This is a genomic window from Flavobacterium sp. (assembly GCF_021151785.1).
Taxonomy (GTDB): Bacteria; Bacteroidota; Bacteroidia; order Flavobacteriales; family Flavobacteriaceae; genus Flavobacterium.
On record NZ_JAGKWP010000135.1, the window covers coordinates 1 to 4,984 of the forward strand.

General features: G+C 28.2%; 8 protein-coding genes. All 8 read left to right on the forward strand.

Annotated features, from left to right (window positions below; translation table 11 throughout):
• The first annotated feature begins 162 nt into the window (after window positions 1-162).
• The 8 genes from QZ824_RS10615 to QZ824_RS10650 all read left to right on the forward strand — a co-directional run bounded on the left by QZ824_RS10615 (window position 163) and on the right by QZ824_RS10650 (window position 4,657).
• Window positions 163-405 (forward strand): type II toxin-antitoxin system ParD family antitoxin, encoded by a 243-nt coding sequence (locus QZ824_RS10615; protein WP_291275989.1) that lies wholly within the window; start codon window positions 163-165, stop codon window positions 403-405.
• The gene (locus QZ824_RS10620) at window positions 405-698 is read left to right on the forward strand and encodes a type II toxin-antitoxin system RelE/ParE family toxin (RefSeq protein ID WP_291275990.1); all 294 of its coding nucleotides are present in this window, start codon (window positions 405-407) and stop codon (window positions 696-698) included. Before QZ824_RS10615 ends, QZ824_RS10620 begins: the two co-directional genes overlap by 1 nt.
• A 279-nt stretch (window positions 699-977) precedes the next feature.
• A complete protein-coding gene (locus QZ824_RS10625; protein ID WP_366844497.1) occupies window positions 978-1,238 on the forward strand; it encodes a type II toxin-antitoxin system ParD family antitoxin in 261 nt (86 codons plus the stop codon).
• A complete protein-coding gene (locus tag QZ824_RS10630) occupies window positions 1,238-1,537 on the forward strand; it encodes a type II toxin-antitoxin system RelE/ParE family toxin (protein ID WP_291275991.1) in 300 nt (99 codons plus the stop codon). The genes QZ824_RS10625 and QZ824_RS10630 overlap by 1 nt, the downstream gene beginning before the upstream one ends.
• Window positions 1,538-1,922: 385 nt before the next feature.
• On the forward strand, window positions 1,923-2,609 hold the full coding sequence (locus tag QZ824_RS10635; protein WP_291275992.1) for an SH3 domain-containing protein: 687 nt from the start codon (window positions 1,923-1,925) through the stop codon (window positions 2,607-2,609).
• Window positions 2,610-2,863: 254 nt separating this feature from the next.
• The gene (locus QZ824_RS10640) at window positions 2,864-3,151 is read left to right on the forward strand and encodes a hypothetical protein (RefSeq protein ID WP_291275993.1); all 288 of its coding nucleotides are present in this window, start codon (window positions 2,864-2,866) and stop codon (window positions 3,149-3,151) included.
• A 59-nt stretch (window positions 3,152-3,210) separates the two neighbouring features.
• On the forward strand, window positions 3,211-3,975 hold the full coding sequence (locus QZ824_RS10645) for a hypothetical protein (protein WP_291275994.1): 765 nt from the start codon (window positions 3,211-3,213) through the stop codon (window positions 3,973-3,975).
• A 265-nt stretch (window positions 3,976-4,240) separates the two neighbouring features.
• Window positions 4,241-4,657 carry a hypothetical protein gene (locus QZ824_RS10650; RefSeq protein ID WP_291275995.1) on the forward strand — a complete coding sequence of 139 codons (417 nt, stop codon included), beginning with the start codon at window positions 4,241-4,243 and terminating at the stop codon, window positions 4,655-4,657.
• Window positions 4,658-4,984: the final 327 nt, after the last annotated feature.

A 4,984-nucleotide genomic window follows, 5' to 3' on the forward strand; every position in this document is an offset into this window, starting at 1 on the left:
ATTCATTACTAAAAAGTAGTATGTTTGAGTTTGTAAAGGTAAGGTAGTAAAGAAATTTAGGTTTTTAGACGAACTGCTGTTATAGGTGATTTTCTCAGAATTTCTCAGAACTATTTGCTTAATTACCAAAATTTGGTAACTTTACAAAAAAATGAAGTAATCATGGGAAGAAACACATCAATATCTTTAGGCAATCATTTTGAAAGTTTTATCGAATCAACTGTCTCAAAAGGTCGTTTCAGTAACGCAAGTGAAGTAGTACGCGCCGGTCTTAGACTTTTGGAAGAAGAAGAAAACCGCATAATCATTTTGCGCAATGCAATCCGTGAAGGAATTGAAAGTGGTCGAGCTGTTGACTTTGATCCAAAAAAACATTTAGAAACTCTAAAATCAAGAAAAAAGTAATGGCTAAGTTTTACTTGACTAACAAAGCCGTTGAAGATTTGGGAGAAATTTGGAATTATACTGTTGAGACTTGGTCTGAAAACCAAGCCGAAATTTATTATTCTTTACTCATTGATTCTTGTCAAGAATTAGCAAATAAACCTAATCAAGGAAAATCATACGAAATCGTTGAAACAAATGTTCTTGGATTCAAAATTGGACAACATGTAATATTTTACAGAGTTGTAACGGAAAAAGAAATTGAAGTCGTTAGAATTTTGCATGGAATGATGGATATGAAAAACCACCTATAACAGCTGTAGCTGTTGCACAACTATCATTTTTTAAAAACAAACTACAAAAAGTATAAATTTCGACCTCTTTCAAAGCAATTTAAAAGTATTTACTTGTAAACCCAACTAAAGCTACAATTTTTAATTTACCAAGTATTCATTACTAAAAAGTAGTATATTTGAGTTTATAAAGGTTAGGTAGTAAAGAAGTTTAGCTTTTTAGACGAACTGACGTTGTGCGTAACTCTGCCCCAAAAAAAACGCTAAAAATATTGCACAAAATACCAATACTTGGTATCTTTGATTAAAAAAGATATGGCACGAAATACTTCAATATTATTAGGTGACTATTTTGAGAATTTTATCAATGAGCAAATTGCTTCTGGAAAATATAATTCAGTGAGCGAGGTTGTAAGAACTGCTTTGAGAGTTTTTGAGCAAGAAGAAAACAAAACAAAATCTTTAATCAACGAACTTAAAATTGGTGAAAAAAGCGCCAAAATTAAAAACTTTGACCGCCAAAAAAATCTTGAACAACTTAAAGCAAACTTTGGAAAATAATGTCGAGATATATAATTAATGAAAAAGCTCTTGATGACATTAAAAAAATTTGGATTTACACCGCTGAAAATTGGTCGATTGAACAAGCTGACCGTTACTATAATTTGATTTTTGATGAAATTGAGTATATAGTTGATCATTTTGAAATGGCTCGTGATTTTGGGAATGTTAGAAAAAACTATAGATGTTCAAAAGTAAAATCTCACTTAGTATTTTTCAAGAAAACAAAATCAAATGAAATAGAAGTTATAAGAGTTTTACACGAAAAAATGGACATTGCAAACCAATTAGGCATCTGATACTAAAGCGCTACCTACAATCGAGTAGACGGCTTCGCCAGAAACTGACGTAGTGCGCCTTTCAAACCACCGATCCCTTCGACAAAGCTCAGCATAAACCAAGCCGGTCACGTACTCGGCGGTTCACATAGAGATCGGTTAAGTTGTACATGTAATTTGGTTAAGGAAATGTAACCTCTTTTCTTCAAGTGTTGTAAAGTAATGGTTGTGCCTAAAATAGAGCTTTATTTATATTCATTTTTTTAGATAAATAACTTGAATACAAACATTTTTAAATTTTCAAAACTTATGTTTTTCTTACATGTATTTTTATATATTTGTTTGGAAGACCATCAGTTTTTTTTGTAGTCTGCCGTTGGTAATAATTTTACCGAGACAATCAATTATGAGACAAATCCTAACCTATCTACTTTTATGTTTGGCTTCCATTTGCTATGGACAATTTGCAATTGTAAACGACAAAGATAGTTTACTTAACGTAAGAGAAGATGGAACAACAAATAGCAAAATCATTGACAGGTTACAAAATGGACATTTAATTTACTGTTTTGAAGACAAAGGAAATTGGACTAACATTGACTACACAAAAAACAGCAAAGAACTAAATGGATATATTTATAAAGATAGGTGCAAATTCATTTCTAGTTTTCCTGCCTTGGAAGTTTCAAAAAAGACAGATATTTCAGTGACACTTAAAAAGGATACTCTACAAGTAATCATATCGCAAAGTAATTTTGATAAGAGAAGGCATACTTTTGAATATGTTAAAGACTATCCAACGCAAATTGAACTAATTGACAACAAACAATATTGGGGAATGGACGGAGGAATGCCAAGAACTCAATTTGAAAATGTAATCATAAAAACTGGACAGAAAACAATTACACTACCAAAATCAGCATTAGCAGGACTTTACGAACCGAGTATTGATAGTGCAGAAGTATATTATGACAAGCTGACTGACACATTTTATATTCAGACTATGAACAGTGATGGAGCAGGAAGTTACCTAGTGATTTGGAAAGTTGAAAAAGGAGTTTACAAAGACAGGCTGATAGCTTATGGATTTTAAAAAAACACTGCGAACAACAGTAGCTGTTACACAACCATCATTTTTAAAAAAAACTACAAAAGTATACATTTCGACCTCTTTTAAAGCTATTTTAGAGTTATCTATTTTAGAGTTGAAAGTTAAAATCGTAACATTGTGTTTTTCTTACAAGTTTTTTACTATATTTGTTTAGAAGAAGGTGAGTTTTTTATAGTCTTATGTTAGTAGTAATTTTATCAAAGAAGAAAAACAAAAAACTCAATATAAAATAAAATATGAAAAATATATCTATTAAATCCCTAATATTTTTGATTGTAATTGGAGGGTTAACATTACCATTTCATTGGGTTCCATCAGAAAAAATGGTTATTCCCAAAAAAAAACTTTCATTTAGCAGAACATTTGTTACAGAGGATGATGTGAAAGAAATTGTTGAAAAATATTATTTAGGTTCACCAAAAGAAAAATTTGAGATAGAAGGCGACCCACTAACTGATGCTATTAAAGATAAATGGAATGTTTATACAAATGGGAATAATACAATTTATCAGCATTTAAAATAAATATTTAATAGAAATAATTAACAAAAATATATGTATCTAATTTACATTAATTTAAATTTATGAAAAAAATATATACAATTATTATTCTATTTTTTTATGTTTATATAAATGCTCAAGATGCTATTAAGTTTAAAAAATCTGAAGCTGATTCAGTACTTCCAAGTATAATCTCTAAATTATTTGATGCAAAGTTCAATGAACAAACTAAAGAATTTATTTGGAAACCTAATTATGCAGAGAGATTACAATTTGGAGTTTCATCTGACGGTTATTTATACACAAAATTAGATAAATACTTGAAATATGACAATAATTACTTGACAACAATAGTTGCCTTCACATATGTAAAAGATGAGAATGGAAAACACGAAAGTTGTCACGTCTGTTCTCCAAGTTTGAGTTTAATTACTTTTAAATTAGATAAAGAAAAAGAGAATGTGGAATTATTATATTTTAAAAAATTTGTTTCAAGAATTGGAAGTTTCGGCGAATCAACTAATATTGACATTTTACAAATATCAGAAGATGAATATTGCATAAAAGAATCAAATGAATGGGTTAGTCAAGGGTCTAGTTATACTTATGAACATTTGTACTACAATGGAGAAAACATATTAGATATTGATAAGTATGGTAATAATTCAGATAATTTAAATTTTCATTATGAAACAATAATTAGTGTTGACAAAAACAAAAAAATTATTACTCTTACAAAAAAAGAAGTCGACAGAAATAAAAAAACAAATCTAAAAACAACAATTGATACTATTGAAAAATATAGATTTGATGACAATATTAAAAAGTTTGTAAAAATCTGCAAATAAAAAAACTTCTGCTAACAACGGTAGCTGTTACACAATCATTATTTTTAAAAGCAAACTACAAAAAGTATACATTTTGACCTCTTTTAAAACACTTACTTGTAAACCCAACTAAAACTACAATTTTAAATTATCAAATATTCATTACTAAAAAGTAGTATATTTGAGTTTATAAAAGTTAGGTAGTAAAGAAATTTAGCTTTTTAGACGAACTGACGTTTGTATACAATATTCGCAAAACTAATGTAAATTCAAGAACCTAAAAAAAATGACAACTGTTTCTAATCCGAAAATAATAAAAGGGCTAAAAATTCTAACGATAATTTCATTTTTAGCGATTACACATTCTGGAGGAACATTAACTTTATCAAATATTTTGTGGATTATAGTTGGCACAATAGCAAGTTTTATAGATCTATTATGTATGGAATGCGGACATCACTTTGAAATTATCTTAAAATTATCTTTGAATTGTATTGTTTTGAGTAGTATTTATTTAATTTTCAGTAAAAAACAGCTTCTTGTCATAGGTTGTATTATAGCTCAGTTTATTTATTTAGCCACGACATTTAGCTATGAATATTTAAAATACAAATACTATATAATTCCAATCTCAATTTATTCAATTCTAAGCTTAATACTTATTTATTATATGTACTTTAAAACGCAAGAAAATAGCTTATAAAAATACTGCCTACAACAGCCGTAGCTATTGTACAACTACCATTTTTTAAAACAAACTACAAAAGTATACATTTAAACCTCTTTTAAAGCACCTACTTGTAAACCCAACTAAAACTACAATTTTTAATTTACCAAGTATTCATTACTAAAAAGTAGTATATTTGAGTTTATAAAGGTTAGTTAGTAAAGAATTTTAGCTTTTTAGAGGAACTTACGTTAGCTGTAATATTCTTGAAAAACAGAGTTTTAAAACAATAATCAATAATTAAATATAGATTGAAAGAATTTAATATTTTTGAAAAGCAATTTGTTTGGACGAGAACTAATA